Below are 20,761 nucleotides of genomic sequence, written 5' to 3'. Positions count from 1 at the left end.
GATGACCGTTCCCGTCCCTGGCCTCCCCGACGAGCGCCCCGAGGCCACCACGTCGGCGCTGCCGGCACCCGGCACCGACCCCGAGTGGTACAAGCGCGCCGTCTTCTACGAGGTGCTCGTCCGCGGCTTCGCTGACAGCAACGCCGACGGCGTCGGCGACCTGCGCGGCATGATGGACAAGCTGGACTACCTGCAGTGGCTCGGCGTCGACTGCCTGTGGCTGCCCCCGTTCTTCGCCTCGCCGCTGCGCGACGGCGGGTACGACGTCAGCGACTACACCGCCGTCCTGCCCGAGTTCGGCGACATCGAGGACTTCAAGGAGTTCCTCGCCGCAGCCCACGCCCGCGGCATCCGCGTGATCATCGACTTCGTCATGAACCACACCTCGGACCAGCACCCCTGGTTCCAGGCCAGCCGCAGCGACCCCGACGGGCCCTACGGCGACTTCTACGTGTGGTCCGACGACGACACCGGTTACGCCGACGCGCGGATCATCTTCGTCGACACCGAGAGCTCCAACTGGACCTTCGACCCGGTCCGCAAGCAGTACTTCTGGCACCGGTTCTTCTCCCACCAGCCCGACCTCAACTTCGAGAACCCGCGGGTGCAGGAGGCGATCGTCGACGCCCTGCGGTTCTGGCTGGACCTGGGCATCGACGGCTTCCGGCTCGACGCCGTCCCCTACCTGTTCGAGGAGGAGGGCACCAACTGCGAGAACCTGCCGAGGACCCACGAGTTCCTCAAGCAGGTCCGCAAGGTGGTCGACGTCGACTACCCCGACCGGGTGCTGCTCTGCGAGGCCAACCAGTGGCCCGCCGACGTCGTCGAGTACTTCGGCGAGAACGGCGACGAGTGCCAGATGGCCTTCCACTTCCCGGTCATGCCGCGCCTGTTCATGGGGGTCCGGCGGGAGCAGCGCTTCCCGATCTCGGAGATCATGGCCCAGACGCCGGACATCCCGGAGAACTGCCAGTGGGGCATCTTCCTGCGCAACCACGACGAGCTGACCCTCGAGATGGTCACCGACGAGGAGCGCGACTACATGTGGGCGGAGTACGCCAAGGACCCCCGCATGAAGGCCAACATCGGCATCCGCCGCCGGCTGGCGCCGCTGCTGGACAACGACATGGACACCCTCGAGCTGTTCAACGCGCTGCTGCTGTCCCTGCCGGGCTCGCCGGTCCTCTACTACGGCGACGAGATCGCCATGGGCGACAACATCTGGCTCGGTGACCGCGACGGCGTCCGCACCCCGATGCAGTGGACGCCGGACCGCAACGGCGGCTTCTCCACCGCCGATCCGCAGCGGATGTACCTGCCGCTCAACCAGGACCCGGTGTACGGCTACCAGGTCACCAACGTCGAGTCCCAGCTGCGCAACACCAACTCGATGCTGCACTGGATCCGGCAGATGATCCGGGTCCGCAAGGAGCACCCGACCTTCGGCCTCGGCAGCTACGAGGAGGTCGGCTCGCGCAACCCGACGGTGCTGTCGTTCGTCCGCCGGTTCGGCGACGACATCGTGCTCTGCGTGAACAACCTGTCCCGCTTCCCGCAGCCGGTGGAGCTGGACCTGCGCCAGTTCGAGGGCTTCACCCCCGTGGAGCTCACCGGCCGGGTGGAGTTCCCGCAGATCGGCGTCCTGCCCTACATGCTCACCCTCGCCGGGCACGGCTTCTACTGGTTCGAGCTGGCCCGGCCGGTCGAGCCGGCGCCCGAGGAGGCGGAGGACTGGGAGAGCACCGCCTCGAGCACCGTGGCGGAGGACCTGCTGGCCGGCGGCGTGGTCACCGCCGCGGAGCAGATCCCCGGCGACAGCGACACCCGCACCGGCGACGACGTGCCCCCGAGCCCCGGAGGACCCCGATGAGCGCGCTGACCGACCTGCTCCGCGACTGGATGCCGCACCAGCGATGGTTCGGCGGCAAGGGCCGGGAGTGGGCCGAGGTCTCCGAGGAGGGGTTCCTCCTCGACCAGGCCGACCCGGTGCTGTCGGTGCACCGGGTGCGGGTCACCTACACCGACGGCGCTGTCGAGACCTACCTGGTCCCGCTGTCCTGGCGGCAGCACCCGGCCGAGGAGCTCAGCTCGGCGTTCGTCGGCGCGGTACCCGGCAAGGACCGGGAGAACTACGCCTACGACGCCATGCGCGACCGGGAGGCCACCACGCCGTGGCTGATCCACCTGGTCAACGCCTCGACCATCGGGCCGATGCACTTCCACCCGGCGGGGGTCGCCTACATCCCCGAGGGCCTGCCCGGCGACATCCTCTCCACCGAGCAGAGCAACACGTCGCTGGTCTACGGCCAGGAGGCGATCTTCAAGCTGTTCCGCCGGCTGGAGCCCGGGCTCAACCCGGACGTCGAGATCCACGACGCGCTGCGCAAGACGCAGAACCCGCACATCGCGCCACTGCTGGGGCACATCGAGATCGACGACCCCGACCCGTCGGCCGAGCCGGCCACGGTCGCGATGCTGCAGACCTTCGTGCCCAACGCCAGCGACGGGTGGCGGCTGGCCACCGCCAGCGTGCGCGACCTGTTCTCCGAGGGCGACCTGCACGCCGACGAGGTCGGCGGGGACTTCGCCGCCGACAGCGAGCGGCTCGGCGCGGCGACCGCCTCGGTGCACGCCGACCTGGCCAAGGTGCTGCCGACCGAGCCCGCCGATCCGGCCTGGTTCGCCACCGTCGCCGAGCAGATGACCGCGCGCCTGGAGGCGGCCATCGCCGTCGTCCCGCAGCTGGCCGAGCACGCCGAGGGGCTGCGCGCGGTGTACGCCGCCGTCGCGGGCGCCGTCGAGCCCGTCGTCCGGCAGCGGGTGCACGGCGACCTGCACCTGGGCCAGGTGCTGCGCACCGCCACCGGGTGGATCGTCCTCGACTTCGAGGGCGAGCCGGCCCGGCCGCTGGCGGCACGCCGCGAGCTCGACAGCCCGATGCGCGACGTCGCGGGGATGCTGCGCAGCTTCGACTACGCCGCACGTCACATGCTCGTCGAGCAACCCGGCGACCCCCAGCGCGCATACCGCGCGCAGGAGTGGGCAGAGCGCAACCGCAGCGCGTTCTGCGCCGGGTACTCGGCGGCGAGCGGCCTGGACCCCTGCGGCGACTCCCCTCTGCTGCGGGCCTTCGAGGCGGACAAGGCCGTCTACGAGTGCGTCTACGAGGCGCGCAACCGCCCGCACTGGCTGATGATCCCGCTGCAGTCGCTGTCCCGGCTCACCGCCGCGGGCTAGCGAGAGGACCCCTCTGCCCCCCACCGCTCGCAGGCTCGCGGCGGGACCCTGCAGAGGGGCCACGACCACCGACGCAACCGGCACCGAAGAGGACGGCGACGCGATGACATCCCCTGACGGGACGACCGAGGACCTGGCGACCGGCGCCACCGAGCCGACCATCGACTCCGGCGCGCGGCCCCCCGCCACCAAGGACGAGTTGCAGGCCGCCGTCGAGGAGAAGACCGCGCAGGCCGAGGCCGCCGAGGCCGGGCCCGTGGTGAACGCGCCGGCCCGCAAGCGGGCGGCGGCCAAGAAGGCGCCCGCGGCGAAGAAGGCCCCGGCCGCCAAGAAGACGGCGGCCAGGACCGCGGCGAAGAAGACCGCGGCGGCCGCGGTCGGCGACGCCGCCGCGACCGAGGACGGCGCGGCCGCCCCGGCGAAGAAGGCCACCAAGCGGGCGCCGCGCAAGAAGGCGGCGCAGGCCGACGTCGTGGCCGCGCAGGGCGGCACCGCGACACCGGTGGTGGCGCCCGCGCCGATCGCCGAGCCGGGCAGCCCCACCGGCGAGCCCGCTCCCCAGCCCGAACCGCCCAGCCCCTCCCCCGACGAGCCCAGCACGCCGCAGGTGCCGGACGACGGCGACACCGCGGTCGCGCAGGGCACGGGCGCGGCCGGCAGCGTCGTTCCCGGTCCGGTGCCCGACGGGACGGGCGCGCCGGCCTCCACGCCCGCCGGCGAGGTCACCAGCGACGAGGCCTCGCTGGCCGACGTGGTCGCCGAGGGCACCACGATCGGCGAGGGCGGCCAGCCGTCGGTGCAGCAGGTCAGCGAGGAGCAACTGCGGGCCATCGTGGACGGCTGGTCCTACGCCCCGCACAGCGTGCTGGGCGCCCACCCGTCCGGGAGCGGGTGGGTGGTCCGCACGTTGCGGCCCGACGCCGTGTCGGTCGAGGTCGTCGACGAGGACGGCGCCCGCTACGACGCCCACCAGATCCACCCCGGCGGCATCTTCGAGGCGACCCTGCCCGAGCAGCCCGGGGACTACCGGATCGACGTCACCTACTCCGACGGCGAGGGCGGCAGCAACACCTTCGTCGTCGACGACCCCTACCGCTGGCTGCCCACGGTCGGCGAGCTCGACCAGCACCTCATCCGCGAGGGCCGGCACGAGCGGCTGTGGGAGGTGCTCGGCGCGCACGTCCGCCGCTACGACACCCCCCGCGGGCAGGTGCAGGGCGTCTCGTTCGCGGTCTGGGCGCCCAACGCCCAGGGCGTGCGGGTCACCGGGGACTTCGACTACTGGGAGGCCCGCGCCTACCCGCTGCGGTCGCTGGGCTCCTCCGGGGTGTGGGAGATCTTCATCCCCGGCGTCGCGGTCGGCACCCGCTACCGCTACCACGTGCTCGGCCGGGACGGCGTCTGGCGGCACAAGTCCGACCCGCTGGCCTTCGCCACCGAGGTGCCGCCGCTGAACGCCTCGGTCGTCACCGAGTCCACGCACGAGTGGAACGACGAGGAGTGGCTCGCCGACCGGGCCCGGGCCAACTGGCACGAGCGGCCGATGAGCATCTACGAGGTGCACGCCGGCTCCTGGCGGCAGGGCCTGTCCTATCGGGAGCTCGCCGACGAGCTCGTCGACTACGTGGTCTCGGCCGGCTTCACCCACATCGAGCTCATGCCGGTCGCCGAGCACCCCTTCGGCGGCTCGTGGGGCTACCAGGTGACCTCCTACTACGCCCCCACGTCGCGGTACGGCAGCCCCGACGACTTCCGCTACTTCGTCGACCGGGCCCACCAGGCCGGCATCGGGGTCATCGTCGACTGGGTCCCGGCGCACTTCCCCAAGGACGACTGGGCGCTGGCGCGCTTCGACGGCACGCCGCTGTACGAGCACGGCGACCCGCGGCGCGGTGAGCAGCAGGACTGGGGCACCTACGTGTTCGACTTCGGCCGCTCCGAGGTGCGCAACTTCCTCGTCGCCAACGCCCTGTTCTGGTGCAAGGAGTTCCACGTCGACGGCCTGCGCGTGGACGCGGTGGCCTCGATGCTCTACCTGGACTACTCCCGCACCGAGTGGGTGCCCAACGTGCACGGTGGCCGGGAGAACCTGGAGGCGGTCGCGTTCCTGCAGGAGACCAACGCGACGGTCTACCGGGAGGTCCCCGGCGTGGTCACCATCGCCGAGGAGTCGACCGCCTGGCCCGGCGTCACCCGGCCCACCCACCTCGGCGGCCTGGGCTTCGGGTTCAAGTGGAACATGGGCTGGATGCACGACTCGCTGGCCTACATGACCAAGCAGCCGGTGCACCGCAGCTACCACCACGGCCAGCTGACGTTCTCGATGATCTACGCCTACTCCGAGAACTACGTGCTGCCGATCAGCCACGACGAGGTCGTGTACGGCAAGGGCTCGCTGCTGCGGAAGATGCCCGGCGACCGGTGGCAGCAGCTGGCGAACCTGCGTGCCTACCTGGCCTACATGTGGGCCCACCCGGGCAAGCAGCTGCTGTTCATGGGCTCGGAGTTCGCGCAGGACTCCGAGTGGGCCGAGAGCCGCTCGCTGGACTGGTGGCACCTCGACGACCCCGCCCACCGCGGCGTGCTGTCGCTGGTCACCGACCTCAACGCGCGGTACCGGGAGCTGCCGGCGCTGTGGTCCCAGGACGTCGACCCCGCCGGTTTCCAGTGGATCGACGCCAACGACTCGGCGAACAACGTGCTGTCCTTCCTGCGCTTCGGCAGCCCGGACGCCGGCAGCGGCACCGGCCAGGCCCTGGCCTGCGTGGTGAACTTCTCCGGCGTCCCGCACCACGGGTACCGGATCGGGCTGCCCCGCCCCGGGTACTGGCGCGAGGTGGTCAACACCGACGCCGAGGGCTACGGCGGCTCGGGCACCGGCAACATGGGCGGCGTCGAGGCGGTCGAGGACCCGTGGCACGGCCAGCCGTACTCGGCGACGGTGTCGGCCCCGCCGCTGGGCACCGTCTGGTTCCTGCACGAGGGCTGACGGGCGGTCCGCCGCAGCTCCCCGCGCCCCGCGAGCGCGGGGAGCTGCCGTGCGGCGCCGCCCGCGACCGCGGCGTCCGACCCGCTGCCTCCGCCGGCAGGAGCCCTGCGCTGGGGCCGCCGCGATGGGACGATGCCGGGACCATGCCTGTCCTCCGATCGCCCCGGGCGGCCCTGGCCCTGCTCGCCGTGGCTGCGCTCCTCGTCCTGTCCGGCTGCTCGGTGGTGGTGCTGGGCCGGCCGTCCGCGGCCCAGCCCCTGCCGGACGACGTCGACCCGGGCGAGGTGAGCGTCGTCGGCGCCACAGACGGGCCGATCGACCTGCTGGCGCGCAACGCCCTCGCCGACCTCGAGGACTTCTGGGCCGACCAGTTCCCCGACGTGTTCGGCACCCGGTTCGAGCCCCTGACCGGGGGCTACTTCAGCGTCGACCCCGACGACGTCGACCCGGCGGCGTACCCGCAGGGCGTCGGCTGCGGCGCGGACCCGCGCGAGGTCGAGGACAACGCCTTCTACTGCCAGGCGCCGAACACCCCCAACTCGGACTCGATCACCTACGACCGCTCCTTCCTGGGCGAGCTCGCCGACGGCTACGGGCGCTTCATCCCCGCCCTGGTGATGGCCCACGAGTTCGGGCACGCCGTCCAGGCGCGGGTGGGGTACCCCCGGGCGTCCATCGCGACCGAGACGCAGGCCGACTGCTTCGCCGGCGCCTGGACCGCGTGGGTGGCCGGGGGCGAGGCCGCGCACTCCCGGATCCGGGCGCCCGAGCTCGACGAGCTGCTGCGCGGCTACCTGCTGCTGCGCGACCCGGTCGGGACCGGCCAGGGTGAGGAGCAGGCGCACGGCTCATACTTCGACCGGGTGGCGGCCTTCCAGGAGGGGTTCGACGACGGGCCGACCGCCTGCCGCGACCGGTTCGGCCCCGACCGCGTGTTCACGCAGGGCGAGTTCACCAGCGACCAGGACTTCGCCTCGGGCGGCAACGCGCCCTACCCCACCATCGTCTCGATCCTGGAGAGCTCGCTGCCGGAGTTCTGGGAGCGTGCCGCCACCGAGGTGTTCGACGAGCAGTTCACCGCCCCCGAGCTGCAGGCCTTCGACGGCTCGGCGCCCTCCTGCGCCGCCGCCGACGTCGACCTCGTGTACTGCCCACCCGGGAACGCGGGCACCGACGGCGGGGTGGTCGGCTACGACGAGCAGGACCTCACCGGGCCGGCCTACGAGGAGCTGGGCGACTACGCCGTCCCCACGGCCGTGGCGATCCCCTACGGCCTGGCCGCCCGCGACCAGCTGGGGCTGCCGGCGGAGGGCGAGGAGGCGCTGCGGTCGGCGGTCTGCCTGGCCGGCTGGTACAGCGCGCAGGTCTACAACGGCGAGCTGACCGACGTCGTCATCTCCCCGGGCGACCTCGACGAGAGCGTGCAGTTCCTGCTCGAGTACGGCAACGACCCGCAGGTCCTGGGCGACCTCGACGTCTCCGGTTTCCAGCTGGTCGACCTGTTCCGGAACGGGTTCATCGAGGGCGCCCGGGCCTGCGACGTCGGGGTGTGAGGCCCGGGTCCCTCGGCCCCCGTGCAGCGTCCCGCGGTGGGGGCACGGGGGGTCCTGCTAGTACAGAGCGAGGGTGAGTTGCCGGCGGGCGTCGGCGACGCGGGGGTCCTGGTCGCCGACGATGCCGAAGAGCTCCACCAGGTGCTTGCGCGCCTGGTCCCGGTCCTCGCCGGCGGTCCGGCGGACGACGTCGAGCAGCCGGCCGAAGGCGCCCTCGACGTCGCCGGTGCCGAGCAGGAAGTCGGCGGCGCGGGTCTGCGCGGTGACGTCGTCGGGCGCGGCGTCGGCGGCGGCCAGCGCGTCGGGCCCGGCCTCGTCGGCGCGGCGGAACAGCTGCACCTGACGCAGCGCGAGGCCCGCGACCGGGTGGTCGGGCTCGGCGTCGACGATCGCCTGGTAGGCGGCTTCGGCGGCGGCCAGGTCGCCGCGCTCGAGGGCGGCCTCGGCGGCGTCCAGCCGCGGGTCGTCCGCCTCCGCGCCCTCCGGACCGGCGCCCGGGACGGCGCCGCCGGTGGTCGCGCGGACCAGCTCGGTGACGAACTCCCGGGCCTGCTCCTCGGGGATGGCGCCGGTGAACTCCGCCACCAGCTGGCCCTGCCAGACGGCCTTGACCGCGGGGATGCCCTGCACCCGCAGGCCCTGGGCCAGCGCGGGGTTGGCGTCCACGTCGACCTTGGCCAGCACCCACGACCCGCCCCCCTCGGCGGCCAGCCGCTCGAGCACCGGTGAGAGCTGCTTGCACGGCCCGCACCACTCGGCCCACAGGTCCAGCACGACCGGGACCTGGAAGGAGCGGTCGAGCACCTCGGCCTGGAACGTCGCCTCGGTGACGTCGACGACGGCCGCGCCGGGGGCTCCAGCCGGGGCGGCGGCGCTCGGCGGCGGAGCGGCCTGCGCGCGGGCCGCTGCCTCGGAGCGGGCCTTGACCGCGGCGAGGTCGACCGCGCCGGCGAGGGAGGCGGCCAACTGCGCCTGCTGCGCCTGCGCGCGGGGGTCGGGACGTCCGGGGCGGGAAGGCTGCATGACCTCGATCATCCCACCGACCTGCGCGGGGTGTCGGCCCCCGGCCTCAGGGGACGGCGGGTTCGACGTCCGCGACGTCGCCGGCGCCGAGCCGGACCCGCTTGAGGATGTCGAACAGCGTGTCGAGCTCGGCCTCGGGCAGGTCGCCGAGCCCGAAGTCGAGGGCGGTGAGCGCAGCCGTGGCCTCGTCCACGACGGCCCGGCCGCGGTCGGTGATGCCGGCCAGCACGCCGCGACCGTCGGCGGGGTTGGGACGGCGGTCGACGTAGCCGGCCGACACCAGCCGGTCGATCGCGTTCGTGACGCTGGTCGGGTGGACCATCAGCCGGCTGCCGATCACCTTGAGAGGGAGCTCTCCGGTGCGGCTGAAGGTGAGCAGCACCAGCACCTCGTAGCGCGCGAAGGTCAGCCCGTGCGGCCGCAGCGCCTCGTCGAAGCGGGCGAGCAGGATCTGCTGCACCCGGAACACCGACGTGGCGGCGCGCATCGTCGCGGCCGGGCCGAAGCGCTGCTCCCACGTCTCCCCGGCGCGCTCGATGGGATCGAAGGGCAACCCCAGCGGTCGGACCATGCCCGCGACGCTACCGGCCCGCCCACGGCAGCTCCCGAGTGGCGAGCAGTCGTCCCCACCCGCTGGGTGGAGCCACGACGACTCGCCACTGGGCGTCATCCGGCCAACGCGGCGGTGATCCGGGCGACCAACTGCCCGGGCCGGCGCAGGTCCTCCGCCGTCACGAAGACGACCCGCCAGCCTGCGGCGGTGAGCCGGTTGAGCCGGGCGGCAGCCGCGTCCGGTGGCCTCAGCGGCCACCGCCCGGATCGCCGACAGGTCGACCACGCGGGAGGCCACGAAGCGGTCCACGACGGCGACGGCGTCGTCGAGGTCCCCTCGACCGGCGAGCGCCACGGCCGTTGCTGCAGCGGTCGTGACCGGGGACGGCGTGGGGACCTGGGCCCCCCGGCAGCCTGCCTGCCTCGCCGCCGCCCGGCTGTCGTCGTCCACAGGGCCCGGCCGAGTGGCGAGCGGTCGTGGCTTCGCCTGTCAGGCGACCACGACCGCTCGCCAGTCGTCGGTCAGTGCCGCCGACCGGGTCAGACGGCGGGCGGGGCGGGGCGCAGCGGCGGCACGTGCCGCACGCCGAAGACCTCCTTGAGCGCCACCCGGGCGGCGTTGTCCCCGCACATGCCGTGCACCGCGGGACCGGGCGGGGTCGCCGCCGAGGCCAGGTAGGTCCCCGGGATCGGCGTCTTGTAGGTGTTCCACCGCGGCACCGGCCGGGCCAGCATCTGCGGCAGCGAGGCCTCGCCGTTGGAGATGTCCCCGCCGACGTGGTTGGGGTTCCACTCCTCCATCTGGACGGCGTCCTTCGTGGCCCGGTCGACGATCGTGTCGCGGAAGCCGGGGGCGAACCGCTCCACCTGCGCCTCGATCGCCTCGGTCATGTCGACGTCGGACCCGTGCGGCACGTGCACGTAGGCCCAGAACACGTGCCCGCCGTCGGGTGCGCGGGTCGGGTCCACCACGGTCGGCTGGACGGCGAGCACGTAGGGGTGCTCGCTGGGCCGGCCGGCCGCCGGCGCGGCCTCCCCCGCCATCGTCTCGGCGAGGGTGCCGGCGATGTGGATCGTCCCGGCCCGCCGCACGTCGGGGTTCGCCCACGGCACCGGCTCGGACAGGATCCAGTCGACCTTGAACACCCCCGGCCCGTGCTTGTACCGGGCCACCCACTTCCGGTAGCCGGGGTGCACCCGGTCGCCGGCCATCGCCACGAAGGCGCCGGGCGTGGTGTCCAGCAGCACGGCCGGGACGCCGGCGAACTCCCGCAGGTCGGTGACCAGGTGGCCGGTCACCACCTCGCCGCCCTGCTGCTCGAGCGCGGTGACCATCGCGTCGGCCAGGCTCTGCGACCCGCCCTCGATCAGCGGCCAGCCGACGTGGTGGGCCAGCATGCCGAGCACCATGCCCAGGCCCGCGGTCAGCGGCCGGGAGAGGTCCAGCATGCCGTGCGCGGCGGCGCCGGCGATGAGCGCCTGCCCCTCGTCGGTGTCGAAGTACCGGCGGGCCAGCCACCGGATGTTGGGCAGCGCGTTGAGCCCGAACTTGGTGATCGCCCCGACGCTGTGCGTGGGCAGCCGGCGCAGCTGGCTGGCGAGGAAGAAGTCGATGACGTCGTCGCCGTGGTCGACGAGCGGGCCCATCAGCCCCCGGTAGGACCGGCCGTCCTCGGTCCCCAGCCGCGCGGAGGTCTCCTCGAGCGAGCGGAACGACAGCGCGGCCCGACCGCCGTCGAGCGGGTGGGCGAAGCAGACCTCCGGGTGCAGCAGCCGCACACCGCGGCTGACCGGGTCGAACTCGCGGAAGAACGGGGACGCCGCGGCCATCGGCTGCACCGTCGAGCAGACGTCGTGGCGGTAGCCGGGCTTGATCAGCTCCTCGGTGCGCATGCCACCGCCGGGCCGCTGGGCCTGCTCCACGACCTGCACCCGCAGGCCGGCGGCGGCCAGCCGGAGGGCGGCGGCCAGCCCGTTCGGCCCTGCTCCGACGACGACGGCGTCCGGCTTCCCGTTCACCCCGCCATCGTGCCCGCGGCAGGTCAGAGCCGCGCGGTCAGCTCGTCCGCGGCCCGGTACGGATCGGTCTCCCCCGCAAGCACCCGCTCAGCCAGGACGCCGAGGGCCGCCGACCCGCGCACCGCCGCCATCCGCTCCCGCAGGCCGGTCAGCGCGACCGCCTCGATCTCCCGCGCCGCCCGCCCGACGCGACGCCGGTGGCCCTCGCCCGAGGTCGCCAGCCACGTCCGGTGCTCCTCGACGGCCGCCAGCAGCGAGTCGACGCCGTTGTCGGACTCCCGCACGGCCACGGTCCGGCAGATCGGCGGCCGCCACGCACCGGCGGCGTCCTCACGGCTCAGGGCCAGGACGGCCCGCAGGTCCCGCTCCGTCTGCTCGGCGCCGTCCCGGTCGGCCTTGTTGACGACGAACACGTCGGCGACCTCGAGGACCCCGGCCTTGGCCGCCTGGACCGCGTCCCCCGCGCCCGGGGCGAGGAGCACCAGGGTGGTGTCGGCCAGCGCGGCGACGTCGAGCTCCGACTGCCCGACCCCCACGGTCTCGACCAGCACGACGTCGCACCCGGCGGCGTCGAGCACCCGCAGCGCCTGCGGGGTGGCCCACGCCAGCCCGCCCAGGTGCCCACGGGTGGCCATGGACCGGATGTAGACGCCTGCGTCCTGCGCGTGCGACTGCATCCGGACCCGGTCGCCGAGCAGAGCGCCGCCGGAGAAGGGGGACGACGGGTCGACCGCGAGGACCCCGACCCGCTGGCCTGCCCGCCGGTGGGCGGCGACCAGCGCGGCCGTCGTCGTCGACTTGCCGACCCCGGGCGGCCCGGTCAGGCCGATCACCTGGGCCGAGCCGCCGTACGGCGCCAGGGCTGCGGCGACCTCGCGCACCAGCGGGCCGCCGTCCTCGACCAGCGAGATCAGCCGCGCCACCGACCGGGCGTCGCCGTCCCGCGCCCCGGCCACGAGCTCCGGCACGTCGACAGCACGCCGGCCCCGCCTCCCCTGGGGGGAGGCGGGGCCGGGCGGTGGGACGGGGGTCGTCTCGGGCGCGTCCGTCACGCCCGGGCGGGCACGCGCAGGATCAGCGCGTCGCCCTGGCCGCCGCCGCCGCACAGGGCGGCCGCGCCCACGCCGCCGCCGCGGCGGCCGAGCTCGAGGGCCAGGTGCAGGGTGATGCGGGCACCGCTCATGCCGATCGGGTGGCCGAGGGCGATCGCGCCGCCGTTGACGTTGACCTTCTCGGGGTCGATGCCCAGCTCGCGGGTCGAGGCGATGCCGACCGCGGCGAAGGCCTCGTTGATCTCGACCAGGTCGAGGTCGGCCGGGTCGATGCCCTCGCGGGCGCAGGCCTTGGCGATCGCCCGCGACGGCTGGCTCTGCAGCGTGGCGTCGGGGCCGGCGACGACGCCGTGCGCGCCGATCTCGGCCAACGGGGTCAGGCCCAGCTCGGCGGCCTTCTCCGCGGACATGACCACGACCGCGCAGGCGCCGTCGGAGATCTGCGAGGCCGACCCGGCGGTGATTGTGCCGTCCTTGGCGAAGGCCGGCTTGAGCCTGCCCAGGCTGTCGGCGGTGGTGTCGGGGCGGATGCCCTCGTCCTCGCGGAACTCGATCGGGTCGCCCTTGCGCTGCGGGATGAGCACCGGGGTGATCTCGTCGTCGAACAGGCCGTTCTTGGCCGCGGCGGTGGCCTTCTGGTGGCTGGCCGCGGCGAAGGCGTCCTGCTCCTCACGGGTCAGCCCGTAGCGGGCATTGGCCTGCTCGGTCAGCTCGCCCATGGCGACCTGGTCGAAGGTGTCGGAGAGGCCGTCGTGGGCCATCGAGTCGATCAGCGTGGTGTCGCCGTACTTGACGCCGGTGCGGGAGTTGGCCAGCAGGTGCGGGGCCTGGGTCATCGACTCCATGCCGCCGGCCACGACGACGTCGAACTCGCCGGCCCGGATCAGCTGGTCGGCCAGGGCGATCGCGTCGATGCCGGACAGGCACACCTTGTTCAGCGTGAACGACGGCACCGACATCGGGATGCCACCGGCCACCGCCGCGGGACGGGCCGGGTTCTGGCCCGCCCCGGCCTGCAGCACCTGCCCCATGATCACGTAGTCGACCTGGTCGCCGGAGATCCCGGCCCGCTCCAGGGCGGCCTTGATCGCGATCCCGCCGAGGTCGGCCCCGGAGAAGTCCTTGAGCGAGCCCAGCAGCCGGCCCATCGGGGTCCGCGCGCCGCTGACGATGACCGATCGGGTCATGGATGCCTCCAGTGCCGGGCCGCCTCCGCGGGCGGCCGGGGTTCGAGCTGGCCGCGGGGTGCCGCGGCCTCGGGCTGCCGCCCAGGATAGGCCCGCGCGCACCGCCGGAGAGCGTGCCGGGAGAGCATGTGACTCCCGTCACATGGAACTGTCGTCTCAGACGTCTGTCCGGGAGGATCCGTCAATGACCGCCGTCGACCGCACCGGCCTGCCCGCCGGGCTGTTCACCACCATCGACCACGTGGGGATCGCCGTCCCGGACCTCGACGAGGCGATCGCCTTCTACGCCCAGGCCTTCGGCGTGCAGTCGGTGCACGAGGAGGTCAACGAGGAGCAGGGCGTGCGCGAGGCGATGCTGGCCGTCGGGGGCGGCGACACCCGCATCCAGCTCCTGGCGCCGCTCACCCCCGAGTCGACGATCGCCAAGTTCATCGGCCGGTCCGGCCCCGGCCTGCAGCAGCTGGCCTTCCGGGTGGACGACGTCGAGGCCGTCAGCGCGACGCTGCGCGAGCGCGGCCTGCGACTGCTCTACGACACCCCCAAGCGCGGGACGGCCGACAGCCGGGTCAACTTCGTGCACCCCAAGGACGCCGGCGGGGTCCTCGTCGAGCTCGTCCAGCCCGCCGCGGGCGGTCACTGAACCCGTCCGGCCATTGGGCTGCCGCCGTGGCTACCGGGCAGTAACGTCTCGCGCCATCGCACCGTTTCCGAGCCGACGAAGACCCGGGAGACGCACGTGATCGAGATCAGGGACGCCATCCTCGCCGACCACCCCGAGGCCCTGGCCGGGCTGCCGGTGCCGGAGTCCTACCGGGCGGTGCTGGTCCGCAAGGACGAGCAGGACCTCTTCGCGGGCCTGCCCGCCCGGGAGAAGGACCCCCGCAAGTCCCTGCACGTCGAGGAGGTGCCGACCCCGGAGCTGGGCCCGGGTGAGGCGCTCGTGGCGGTGATGGCCTCGTCGGTGAACTACAACACCGTCTGGACGTCGATCTTCGAGCCGGTCTCCACCTTCGGGTTCCTCGAGCGCTACGGCCGGCTGCACGACCTGGCCAAGCGGCACGACCTGCCCTACCACGTGGTGGGCTCGGACCTGGCCGGCGTCGTCCTGCGGGTCGGGCCGGGCGTGCACAAGTGGTCCCCGGGCGACGAGGTGGTCGCCCACTGCCTGTCGGTGGAGCTGGAGGACCCGGCCGGCCACGACGACACGATGCTCGACCCGCAGCAGCGGATCTGGGGCTTCGAGACCAACTTCGGCGGCCTGGCCGAGCTCGCCCTGGTCAAGAGCAACCAGCTGATGCCCAAGCCGGCCCACCTGACCTGGGAGGAGGCCGCGGCCCCCGGCCTGGTCAACTCCACCGCCTACCGGCAGCTGGTCTCCTCCCACGGCGCGGGCATGAAGCAGGGCGACGTCGTCCTCATCTGGGGCGCCTCGGGCGGCCTGGGCTCCTACGCCACCCAGATGGCGCTCAACGGCGGCGCGATCCCGGTCTGCGTCGTCTCCAGCCCGGAGAAGGCCGCGATCGTGCACTCGATGGGCGCCGAGCTGGTCATCGACCGCTGCGCCGAGGGCTACCGGTTCTGGAAGGACGAGGACACCCAGGACCCGAAGGAGTGGCAGCGGTTCGGCAAGCGGATCCGCGAGCTGACCGGGGGCGACGACCCCGACATCGTCTTCGAGCACCCCGGCCGGGAGACCTTCGGCGCGTCGGTCTACGTCGCCAAGAAGGGCGGCACCGTCGTCACCTGCGCCTCCACCAGCGGCTACCTGCACCAGTACGACAACCGCTACCTGTGGATGAACCTCAAGCGGGTCATCGGCTCGCACTTCGCCAACTACCGCGAGGCCTGGGAGGCCAACCGGCTCATCGACCGGGGGCTGATCCACCCGACGCTGTCGAAGGTCTACCCGATGGAGGAGGTCGGCCAGGCCGCCTGCGACGTCCACCGCAACCTGCACCAGGGCAAGGTCGGCGTCCTCACCCTCGCCCCCGAGGAGGGCCTCGGCGTGCGGGACGCCGCCAAGCGGGAGCGGCACCTGACCGCGATCAACCGTTTCCGCGGCGTGTGAGGGAGGACCTCCCGCAGGGCCCCGCCCCGGGGACGTAGCGCGTTCCCAGGCAGGACTGGCACGCTTCAGGGAAGCGCTGCCCGACCGACCCCGGTCCCCCGACTCTGCGAGGATGAACGCATGGACGATCCCCGCCGCGACCTGCTGCCCATGCGTGAGGCCCAGCACTCGTTCGACGTGGTGCTGCGGGGCTACGACCGGCACCAGGTGGCCGAGACGATCGAGCGGCTCGAGGCCGACATCCGCGTGGCGCTCGCCGACCGCGACGCCGCGATGAACCGGTCCGCCGACCTCGCCGGCCAGCTCTCGGCCCTGCACGGGGAGATCGACGCGCTGCGGCGCAAGGCGGCCTCGGCGGGCCCGCCCACGTTCGAGAACATGAGCGAGCGCATCTCGCACATGCTGCGGCTGGCCGAGGAGGAGGCCGCCGACATCCGGCGGGCCGCCGAGCAGGACGCCCAGGCGGTGCGGGAGCAGACCGCCGCCGAGGAGCGGGCCATGCACGAGCGGCACGCCGCCGGCCAGGCCGAGGTCGAGCGGATGATCGCCGAGGCCCGGCACAACGCCGAGCAGATCGCCACCAAGGCCCAGATCCGCGCCGACGAGCTGGTCAGCAAGGCCCAGGAGAAGGTGGCCCGGCTCGACGCCGAGTCGCAGGCGCGGCGGACCAAGGTCGAGGAGGACTTCGAGATCGCCCAGCGAGCCCGCCGGCAGGAGGCCGCCCGGATCGACGAGGAGCGCGACCGCACCTCCGCCGAGGCCGCCCGCCAGCGCATCGCCGCGGCCGAGAAGCACGCCGCCCAGGTGGTCAGCGAGGCGGAGGCCGCCGCGGCGGCGATCCGCGCGGTGCGCGACGAACTCACCGGCCGGCTGGTCGAGGCCCGCCGGGTGCTGGAGAAGCTGCCCGACCTCGGCGACCGCAAGCCCGAGGCCCCCGCCGGCCAGCGGCCGCCGGTCCCCGCGCAGGACCGGCCGCAGCCCGGTCCCCGCCAGCCCGCGCCCCAGACCGGCGGGCCACAGACCGGCGCGCCCCAGACCGGTGCGTCACAGGCGCAGGCGCCGGCCGGTCCGCCCCAGCCGCAGGCACCGCGCAGCACCGCTCCCGAGCCGGTGGGCCCGCCGACCGCGCAGCAGCCCGCCGTCGGCCCGCTGACCGGACAGCAGCCCGCCGTCCGGCCCACCACCGCCCCGCAGCCGGCGGTCCGCCCGGGTGAGCCCCCGCACGCCGGCAGCGGGGAGGCGGCCGCGGCCCGCCAGCCGACCCGTCCCCCGGCCGCGCAGCCCCCGGCGCCCGGTCAGCAGGGCCCGGCCCAGCAGCCGGCCTCCGGGCAGTCCGGCTCCCCGTCGCCGCAGCAGACCCAGCTGATCCAGCCGGTGCCGTCCGGCAGCACCGCCGCGTCCGCCAGCACCGCCGCGGACACGCCGCGGACCGACCCGCCGACGCTGGTGCAGCCCGCCGTCAAGCCCGACGGCGCCGACACCGGCAGCCAGCCGGTCACCCCCAGCCGGCGCTGAGCGGCGCGGGGCCGGGTCCCCGGCGGCCCGCGCCGTCGAGGACCGGCCGGACGACCGCGGCTGCCCGCCTGCTGGTGGTCGTGCTCCTCGCCGTGCTCGCTGCCGGCCTCGCGCCGGGCGCCGCTCTCGCGGCGACGGAGGACACCGGCCTGCTGCGGGTGGCGCACCTGTCGCCGGACACGCCCGCGGTCGACCTCGCCGTCGACCCGCGGGGCCGGCCGGGTGCCGGGACCGCCGTGATCGACGTCGGCTACGGCGACCTCTCCGACCACCGGGAGCTGCCCGCGGGGACCTACGCGGTCAGCGTCCGCACCGCCGGCGGCGACCCGGCCGCCCCGCCGGTGCTGTCCACCACGGTGGAGCTGCCCGCCGGAGGCGCCCGCACGGTCGCCGCGGTGGGCGGCTTCGCCGACCTGCGGCTGACCGTCCTCGACGACGACCTGTCGGCCCCGCCGGCCGGTTCCGCCCGCGTCCGCGTGGTGGACGCCGCGCAGAGCGTGCCGTCGGTCGACGTCACCACCGCCGACGGCACCGCCCTGGCGACGGGCCTGGCGTTCGCCGCCGCGGGGGCTCCGGTCCCCGTGCCCGGCGGTGCCACGACCCTGCAGGTGGCCGCCGGCGGTGCGCCGGTCGCCGTCCCTGCCGACCTGGCGGCGGGCTCGGTGTACACGGTGCTGGTCCTCGACCGCCCGGAGAGTGGACTGGAGGTGCGGACGGTCCTCGACGCCGCCGGCGCCGCCGTCGTCCCCACCGGTGGCGTGGAGACCGGCGCGGGCGGGACGGCGGGCACCTCGCCCGGCCTGGCCGTGCTCGCCGTCGGGGCCCTCGTCGTGGCGGGCGTGCTGCTGTGGCCGCGGGCGCGGCGCCGGTGAGCGCGCTGTCCGCCGTCCGCCGGCTGCTGGCCGCCACCGCGCTCGTCGCCGGCGCGGTCGCGCTGCTCTCCCCCGCGGGACCTACCCCCGCTCCGCCCGCCCCGGTCGTCGCCGCAGCGGTCGCCGACCCCGCGGCCGAGCCGGTCCGCCTGCGCATCCCGGCGATCGGGGTGGACACCGCCCTGGTGCGTCTCGCGGTGGACGCCGACGGCGCCCTGGTGCCCCCGGCCGCGTTCGACCGGGCCGGCTGGTTCCCCGGCGCACCGGCCCCCGGGGACGTCGGCCCGGCGGTGATGGCCGGGCACGTGGACTCGCGCACCGGGCCGGCGGTCTTCTGGCGGCTGCGCGACCTGCGCCCCGGCGACGAGGTGGCCGTCGACCGCGCCGACGGGACGGCGGCGCGCTTCACCGTCACCGGGGTGACCCGCTCCCCCAAGGCCGACTTCCCGACCGAGGCGGTGTACGGGCCCACGCCGCGGGCGGAGCTGCGGCTGGTCACCTGCGGCGGCGACTTCGACCGCTCCCGCCGGAGCTACACCGACAACGTGGTCGTCACAGCCGTGCTGGCCGGCTAACGCCGCCGGCCGCGTGCCCGCCAGCAGGCGGTGTGCCAGTGCCGGCGCCAGTCGGCCGCCGACTCGGTGTCCCAGGGGTCGAGGTCGGAGTCGCGGGCGTAGGCCGGCCAGGTCACCAGGTGCGGCGTGCCGGGACGGATCTCCTGGTCGCAGCCCGGGCAGCGGTAGGTCTTGCCGGTCGCCGAGCCGGTCAGCGAGCGCACCACCCAGTCGCCGTCCGCCGCCTCCTCGACGGGGTCGGAACGGTGGACGGGGTCGCGGCCGGGAGACCGCGACCCGCCGCGTCCGCTCCTGCGGGGCACCGGTTCAGCGGGCGACGTGGTCGCGGAACCCGCGGCCGGTCTTGCGGCCCAGGTACCCGGCGGTGACCAGGTGCTCGAGCAGCGGCGCCGGTGCGAAGCCGGGCTCGCGGAACTCGACGTAGAGCTCCCGCTCGATGGCCAGGGCGACGTCGAGACCGACCACGTCGAGCAGCTCGAAGGGGCCCATCGGGTAGCCGCAGCCGACCTTCATCGCCGCGTCGATGTCGTCGGCCGTCGCGTAGTGCGCCTCCAGCATCTTCACCGCGTCGTTGAGGTACGGGAACAACAGCGCGTTGACGATGAACCCGGCGCGGTCGGTGCAGGACACCGGGTGCTTGCCGAGCGCGTGCGCGACGGCGTGGGCGGTCGCCGCGACGTCCGGCGCGGTCGCGATGGTCGAGACGACCTCCACCAGCTTCATGACCGGGGCCGGGTTGAAGAAGTGCAGGCCCACGACGTCGGCCGGGCGGCCGCTCGCCTGCGCGCACTCGATCACCGGCAGGCTCGACGTCGTCGTGGCCAGCACGGCACCGGGCTTGCAGATCTCGCCGAGGTTGGCGAACAGCGCCTGCTTGACGCCGAGGTGCTCGACGACGGCCTCGATGACCAGGTCGACGTCGGCGAGGTCGTCGAGCGATGTGCTCGCGGTGACCCGTCCCAGCGCCTCGTCGCGGGCGGTCTCCTCCAGCCGGCCGCGGACCACCTGCTTGTCCAGCGACCGGCCCAGCGCGGCCTGCACCCCCTCGGCCTTGTCCAGGGTGCGGGCGACGAAGACGACCTCGTAGCCGGCCTTGGCCACGACCTCCACGATGCCGGTCGCCATCGTGCCCGAGCCCACGACACCGACCCGGTGCACCGACCGGGCGCCCTCGGCGGCCCCGCCCTCGGCCGGGGTCAGCGCGTCGGGGACGACCTGGGCGGAGTCGCGGTCGGCGTAGGTGTAGAAGCCGCGGCCGGTCTTCCTGCCCAGCAGCCCCGCGGTCATCATCTGCTTGATGATCGGGCTCGGGGCGTGCAGCCGGTTGCGCGACTGCTTGTACATCGTGTCGAGGATCTCGTAGGCGGTGTCGATGCCGATGAGGTCCATCAGCGCCAGCGGGCCCATCGGCAGGCCGCAGCCCAGCCGCATGGCCGCGTCGATGTCCTCGCGGCTGGCGTAGCGGTTCTCGTACATCGAGACCGCGTGGTTGAGGTAGCCGAACAGCAGCGCGTTGGCGATGAACCCGGCCTTGTCGCCGATGGTGACGTCGACCTTGCCCAGTCGGGTGGCCAGCGCCTCGACGTCCTCGACCACCGACGGCTCGGTGACGACGGTGCGCACCACCTCGACCAGCTTCATGACCGGCGCCGGGTTGAAGAAGTGCATGCCGATGACCTTGCTCGGCCGGCCGGTGGCCACCGAGATCTCGGTGACCGACAGGCTCGAGGTGTTGGTCGCGAGGATGGTGTCCGGCGGGCAGATCTCGTCCAGCGCGGCGAAGATCTCGCGCTTGAGCTCCATCCGCTCGGGGACGGCCTCGACGACGAGCTCGGCCTGAGCGAGGTCCTCCAGCGAGGTGGTGAACCGGATCCGCTCGAGGATCGCGTCGCGCTCCGCCTCGTCGAGCTTGCCGCGCTGCACCGCGCGCCCGGTGGAGTGGGCCAGGTGCTCGCGCCCGCGGGCGACCGCCGCGTCGTCGACGTCCACCGCGGTCACCGACAGGCCCGCTCGGGCCAGCACCTCCGCGATGCCGGCGCCCATCGTGCCCAGCCCGACGACACCGATCTCGTTCAGTTCCCTGGCCACGCTGCCATCTCCCTCGAGAGCCGGCGCCCCG

Annotated in this window: 16 protein-coding genes; 9 read left to right on the top strand and 7 right to left on the bottom strand. The window is 74.2% G+C overall.

What is annotated here, in order from left to right; genetic code table 11:
- Position 1 precedes the first annotated feature (1 nt).
- The 4 genes from treS to ACI789_RS08640 all read left to right on the top strand — a co-directional run bounded on the left by treS (position 2) and on the right by ACI789_RS08640 (position 7,779).
- On the top strand, positions 2 to 1,870 hold the full coding sequence (treS, locus tag ACI789_RS08655) for a maltose alpha-D-glucosyltransferase (protein WP_456918548.1): 1,869 nt from the start codon (positions 2 to 4) through the stop codon (positions 1,868 to 1,870).
- Positions 1,867 to 3,237, top strand: coding sequence for a maltokinase N-terminal cap-like domain-containing protein (locus tag ACI789_RS08650; protein WP_457008043.1), 1,371 nt, complete (start codon positions 1,867 to 1,869; stop codon positions 3,235 to 3,237). Before treS ends, ACI789_RS08650 begins: the two co-directional genes overlap by 4 nt.
- A 103-nt stretch (positions 3,238 to 3,340) precedes the next feature.
- A complete protein-coding gene (glgB, locus tag ACI789_RS08645) occupies positions 3,341 to 6,226 on the top strand; it encodes a 1,4-alpha-glucan branching protein GlgB (protein WP_457008041.1) in 2,886 nt (961 codons plus the stop codon).
- Positions 6,227 to 6,369: 143 nt separating this feature from the next.
- A complete protein-coding gene (locus tag ACI789_RS08640) occupies positions 6,370 to 7,779 on the top strand; it encodes a neutral zinc metallopeptidase (RefSeq protein WP_457008039.1) in 1,410 nt (469 codons plus the stop codon).
- Between the two features lie 57 nt (positions 7,780 to 7,836).
- Here the strand turns inward: ACI789_RS08640 and ACI789_RS08635 are convergent, their stop codons facing one another.
- From ACI789_RS08635 to ACI789_RS08615, 5 genes are all read right to left on the bottom strand, one after another.
- Entirely contained in the window at positions 7,837 to 8,802 is a 966-nt protein-coding gene (locus ACI789_RS08635) for a tetratricopeptide repeat protein (protein ID WP_457008037.1), read from the bottom strand.
- Positions 8,803 to 8,848: 46 nt separating this feature from the next.
- Complete coding sequence (locus ACI789_RS08630) at positions 8,849 to 9,373, bottom strand: MarR family winged helix-turn-helix transcriptional regulator (protein ID WP_457008035.1); 525 nt, start codon at positions 9,371 to 9,373, stop codon at positions 8,849 to 8,851.
- Between the two features lie 521 nt (positions 9,374 to 9,894).
- Positions 9,895 to 11,373 (bottom strand): phytoene desaturase family protein, encoded by a 1,479-nt coding sequence (locus tag ACI789_RS08625; protein WP_457008033.1) that lies wholly within the window; start codon positions 11,371 to 11,373, stop codon positions 9,895 to 9,897.
- Between the two features lie 23 nt (positions 11,374 to 11,396).
- Positions 11,397 to 12,341: a methylmalonyl Co-A mutase-associated GTPase MeaB gene (gene meaB / locus ACI789_RS08620; protein ID WP_457008031.1), complete on the bottom strand. Its 945-nt coding sequence runs from the start codon at positions 12,339 to 12,341 to the stop codon at positions 11,397 to 11,399.
- An 80-nt stretch (positions 12,342 to 12,421) separates the two neighbouring features.
- Positions 12,422 to 13,612, bottom strand: a complete 1,191-nt coding sequence (locus tag ACI789_RS08615) for an acetyl-CoA C-acetyltransferase (RefSeq protein ID WP_457008029.1) — start codon at positions 13,610 to 13,612, stop codon at positions 12,422 to 12,424.
- Between the two features lie 184 nt (positions 13,613 to 13,796).
- Between ACI789_RS08615 and mce the strand changes: the two genes are divergently transcribed.
- The 5 genes from mce (at position 13,797) to ACI789_RS08590 (ending at position 18,642) form a co-directional block, all read left to right on the top strand.
- Positions 13,797 to 14,252, top strand: a complete 456-nt coding sequence (gene mce, locus ACI789_RS08610) for a methylmalonyl-CoA epimerase (protein WP_457008027.1) — start codon at positions 13,797 to 13,799, stop codon at positions 14,250 to 14,252.
- 96 nt (positions 14,253 to 14,348) lie between these two features.
- Complete coding sequence (gene ccrA / locus ACI789_RS08605; RefSeq protein ID WP_457008025.1) at positions 14,349 to 15,680, top strand: crotonyl-CoA carboxylase/reductase; 1,332 nt, start codon at positions 14,349 to 14,351, stop codon at positions 15,678 to 15,680.
- A gap of 120 nt (positions 15,681 to 15,800) precedes the next feature.
- Positions 15,801 to 17,195, top strand: a complete 1,395-nt coding sequence (locus ACI789_RS08600; protein ID WP_457008023.1) for a hypothetical protein — start codon at positions 15,801 to 15,803, stop codon at positions 17,193 to 17,195.
- Positions 17,196 to 17,275: 80 nt separating this feature from the next.
- Positions 17,276 to 18,067, top strand: coding sequence for a DUF4397 domain-containing protein (locus ACI789_RS08595; RefSeq protein ID WP_457008021.1), 792 nt, complete (start codon positions 17,276 to 17,278; stop codon positions 18,065 to 18,067).
- Positions 18,064 to 18,642 carry a class F sortase gene (locus ACI789_RS08590; RefSeq protein WP_457008019.1) on the top strand — a complete coding sequence of 193 codons (579 nt, stop codon included), beginning with the start codon at positions 18,064 to 18,066 and terminating at the stop codon, positions 18,640 to 18,642. Before ACI789_RS08595 ends, ACI789_RS08590 begins: the two co-directional genes overlap by 4 nt.
- Here the strand turns inward: ACI789_RS08590 and ACI789_RS08585 are convergent.
- Both ACI789_RS08585 and ACI789_RS08580 read right to left on the bottom strand, forming a co-directional pair.
- Positions 18,639 to 18,944, bottom strand: a complete 306-nt coding sequence (locus tag ACI789_RS08585; protein ID WP_457008017.1) for a hypothetical protein — start codon at positions 18,942 to 18,944, stop codon at positions 18,639 to 18,641. The two genes, ACI789_RS08590 and ACI789_RS08585, sit on opposite strands and share 4 nt — an antisense overlap.
- A gap of 4 nt (positions 18,945 to 18,948) precedes the next feature.
- Positions 18,949 to 20,730 (bottom strand): 3-hydroxyacyl-CoA dehydrogenase family protein, encoded by a 1,782-nt coding sequence (locus tag ACI789_RS08580; RefSeq protein WP_457008015.1) that lies wholly within the window; start codon positions 20,728 to 20,730, stop codon positions 18,949 to 18,951.
- Positions 20,731 to 20,761 lie beyond the last annotated feature (31 nt).

The organism is Geodermatophilus sp. SYSU D00965 (assembly GCF_054050075.1).
Note: the sequence above shows the minus strand (reverse complement) of the source record. Positions and strands in the feature narration are given on the sequence as shown.

Excerpts from the sequence above, each read along its gene's own strand:
- ACI789_RS08615 (WP_457008029.1), bottom strand. The coding sequence starts at position 13,612 with ATGACCCGATCGGTCATCGTCAGCGGCGCGCGGACCCCGATGGGCCGG.
- treS (WP_456918548.1), top strand. The coding sequence starts at position 2 with ATGACCGTTCCCGTCCCTGGCCTCCCCGACGAGCGCCCCGAGGCCACC.
- ACI789_RS08640 (WP_457008039.1), top strand. The coding sequence starts at position 6,370 with ATGCCTGTCCTCCGATCGCCCCGGGCGGCCCTGGCCCTGCTCGCCGTG.
- ACI789_RS08635 (WP_457008037.1), bottom strand. The coding sequence starts at position 8,802 with ATGCAGCCTTCCCGCCCCGGACGTCCCGACCCCCGCGCGCAGGCGCAG.
- glgB (WP_457008041.1), top strand. The coding sequence starts at position 3,341 with ATGACATCCCCTGACGGGACGACCGAGGACCTGGCGACCGGCGCCACC.
- mce (WP_457008027.1), top strand. The coding sequence starts at position 13,797 with ATGACCGCCGTCGACCGCACCGGCCTGCCCGCCGGGCTGTTCACCACC.
- ACI789_RS08630 (WP_457008035.1), bottom strand. The coding sequence starts at position 9,373 with ATGGTCCGACCGCTGGGGTTGCCCTTCGATCCCATCGAGCGCGCCGGG.
- ACI789_RS08650 (WP_457008043.1), top strand. The coding sequence starts at position 1,867 with ATGAGCGCGCTGACCGACCTGCTCCGCGACTGGATGCCGCACCAGCGA.
- ACI789_RS08600 (WP_457008023.1), top strand. The coding sequence starts at position 15,801 with ATGGACGATCCCCGCCGCGACCTGCTGCCCATGCGTGAGGCCCAGCAC.